This is a genomic window from Hydrogenophaga sp., assembly GCF_048549895.1.
Classification (GTDB): Bacteria; Pseudomonadota; Gammaproteobacteria; order Burkholderiales; family Burkholderiaceae_C; genus Hydrogenophaga.
On the sequence record NZ_JBLYYB010000050.1, the window covers coordinates 1 to 3027 of the forward strand.

The following is a 3027-nucleotide window of genomic DNA, read 5'->3' on the forward strand; positions in this document are numbered from 1 at the left end:
CCGTAAGCCATGCGTTCGTCGAAGCCGTTGACGGCCACCACATCCCGAAGCCAGGCGGAGCCGTTGGAGCCCTTGAAGTTGCAGCGAGTGGTAGTGAGCCTGTTCAACCAGTGTGCCAGGGCGGGGTCGGCCGACAGCTTTAGGTCTTTGCGCTGTCGGCGGTGTCCGTGCTCCAACAGCCACGGCACGCGGAAACAGTCGCCGCGCGCGATGTCATCGCGCGCGATGGCCTTGCTGGCAGGCAAGGTGAGCTTGCAGTACCCCCCCGAAAGGTAGGCCCCCTGGGCCGCCTTTGCGACGTGGCTGGCCACGAAGTCGGCGCGCGGAATGCAATCACCGTCGGTGAACAGCAGATAGTCTGCCCGCGCATGCAGAATGGCCTTGTTGAGGATGCGGCATTTGCGGAATCCATCGTCCCGCTGGTACACGTGAATCACCGACTGATCCAGTGTCGGCGCAACGCGCTCGATCAACGCCCGCGTGTCATCGCTCGAGCCGTCATCAGCGATGATGATCTCGAAATCGCGATGGGTTTGATGGGCGTACCCCCACAGCACCTTTTCCAGCCAAGCCGGTGCGTTATAGGTGGAAATGATGACCGACACATTCAAGGCTGCCCCCAGCGAAACCACCGCGCCAGAGCGGCTTCCGCATTATTCAGCCGCTTGAGCCAGCGGCGCCCTTGCAACGAGTTGTGATGCCATGGATGCGGTAGCGCAGCGTCCCGCAGGGTCAACATGGCTTCTGCCCAGGGCGGCGACAGGGGCTGCCGCGCGCGCAGGCGCTCGGTATCGGCAGGCGTCAGCAAACGGTAAGGATGAAAGCCGGCATTGCGTTGCTGCTCGGCCCGACGCAGCGCCCAAGTCTTGCGCTTTCCACGGTAAGCGGGCACCAGTGGCAACCATGCCACGAACGGCAGTGCAGGGATGGCCATGTTGCGGAAATGCTGCCGCGCCAGCGCATCGCATTCGGGCTCACGGCACGCGAACTGCCAACCGACATTTCTCAGACGAGCGGGCAGACAGACGTTGATATCGGAGTAGTACACGCCCGAACTGCGACGGCTGGCCTCTGGCCAAAACATTCCGGTTTCCGGCGTGAAGTCAAAATCGCTGTCCGGGGAACGACCTTCGCCCGAAACCGGGATAAACGCGGGACTGACAAAGCCCAGTGTGGGTTCGGTCTGGAACAACGCCGCCAACGCAGCAATTTCCGACAGCGGTACCGGCCGAACCACCTGCACGTCGTCCTGCAGGTACATCAGCGGGGCGTCCGGCTCGGCAGCCTCCAGCGCTGCCTGCATGTGTCCGTAAAGCCCGCCGTGCTTGCCGTTGCCGCGACCAGAGGCGCGATGCACGGTGTGTCGGGCCTCAAGTCGGTCCAGCACCCGCAGGGTTTCGGGGTCATCGCTTTCGTCGTCGCGGATGCTGACGTGCGCGTAGGGCAGGCAATGTTCGACCGTGTCGACGCAGTGCGCCAGAAAGCGGCCGCGGTTGTAGGAGGTGATGACCACCTGAAGTGGTACCAAGGCGTCGGCCATCAAAACCCCAGCGCTTTGCGAACGCGCTTGATCCACTCCTCGAACTCGTTGAGACGCCGCAGAATCCGCCACCGTTTCAGCGGATCATAGGCCCACGGGTGTGGCAGTTCGCGCCCGCCAGCAAGTGTGAGAAATCGATCGGCAACCGGTTTGTCGGCTTCAAAATCACGCACACGCATGGCATCGACCTTGGCTGAGGCCATCAATTCGAACGGATACAAACCACTACGGCTCCAGCGTTCGCCGAGTCTCCAGGCGAGCGTCTTTGCGCGATTGCGATAGGCTGGCGCATTCGGCACCCACATCGCCCACGGGCAGGGCAGATAGGCCATTTTCCCAAACAGATCGCGCGCCTGCTTGTCGTTGGCGAACTCGTCCTCGATGAACCGCCACTGAGCCTGACGCAGACGGCCGACATGAAACATCGCAACGTCAGAATAATGCATGCCGGCCACCTTGGGACTGGGCCGATTGAAGAAGTACATGTGATGCGCGGAGTCGTACTGAAGGTCGCTGAGCGCGCGCGCGCTGATGGTGCCTCGCTGAAACGCCGGCGACAAAATCGCCGAGCCGGGATTCGCGTCCAGATAGTCGACGATCTCGGCGCGGTCGGCGTCAGTGACTGTTCGGGTCAACTGTGTGTCGTCCTGCAGACAGACCAGCAGGGTGTCGTCCGACAGACGCTCGTAGACCCGCTGCATGTTGCGGTAAAGGTTGCCGTTCTTGGACTTGTTGAGCACGTCGACCCGCTCCACCTGGGCCCGGTTCGCGTACTCGGCCAACACCTGAGCGACCTCTGGATCATCGCTCCCGTCGTCGACGAGATGGAGCGACACACCTGGCCATCCCTGCTCGATCGAATGCAGGCAATTACGGAGATGCGTTCCCCGGTTGAACGAAAACACAGCCACCGCAAAATTCATCCGCAACCCCCGGCTATCAGCATCCCCGACCCACCAACGATGACGAATCCGACGTCACGCAAATGATCGTACGCGAACGGCCGTCCAAAGGTCTACGTAAGGGTCCGCCCGTCTGCTTTCGAATTAGGAGCCACGCATTTGATCGTTCGCATGCGTTCAGTGCCGCAGCCCACGCCGCTTGCGGAAAGCGACCCGTGGGCCCTGTTGCAAGGTGGCAGACCAGTTTTGCGTCGAATCTCAGGGGCGAGATTTAAGTTATGCAACTCAATGCCCGGCAGGGCGCACGCCAGTATCCTCCACGCCCATGCCAAGACTTGAACTTCTGACCGTGACCTGGGCTGGCGATGTCCAGCACTTCGACTTGCTGCGCGCGTCACTGACGCGCTCTGCATTGGCCGGCATTCCGCATCAGGTGGTGGTGCACGACGAAGACCACGCGCTGTTTGCCGAACGCCACCCTGGCCTGTCCCTGCACTCCACGGCCGCGGTGCTGCCCGACGGGCTGGACGCCGCCCGCTGCGAGGCGCAACGCTGGCAGCGCCGCCTCGGCCGCCACGGCACCAA

General features: G+C 62.4%; 4 protein-coding genes. 1 reads left to right on the forward strand and 3 read right to left on the reverse strand.

The window, feature by feature from the left end; all coding sequences use genetic code 11:
• The 3 genes from ACN4F8_RS04960 to ACN4F8_RS04970 form a co-directional block, all read right to left on the reverse strand.
• The coding region (locus tag ACN4F8_RS04960) for a glycosyltransferase (RefSeq protein WP_419472522.1) at positions 1–605 on the reverse strand (605 nt) is incomplete at its 3' end.
• 2 nt (positions 606–607) lie between these two features.
• Positions 608–1540: a glycosyltransferase family A protein gene (locus ACN4F8_RS04965; protein ID WP_419472523.1), complete on the reverse strand. Its 933-nt coding sequence runs from the start codon at positions 1538–1540 to the stop codon at positions 608–610.
• Positions 1540–2463: a glycosyltransferase gene (locus tag ACN4F8_RS04970; RefSeq protein ID WP_419472524.1), complete on the reverse strand. Its 924-nt coding sequence runs from the start codon at positions 2461–2463 to the stop codon at positions 1540–1542. Before ACN4F8_RS04970 ends, ACN4F8_RS04965 begins: the two co-directional genes overlap by 1 nt.
• Before the next feature lie 328 nt (positions 2464–2791).
• Here ACN4F8_RS04970 and ACN4F8_RS04975 point away from each other — a divergent pair.
• Positions 2792–3027, forward strand: a 236-nt coding sequence (locus tag ACN4F8_RS04975) for a hypothetical protein (RefSeq protein ID WP_419472525.1), incomplete at its 3' end; no start/stop codon positions are given.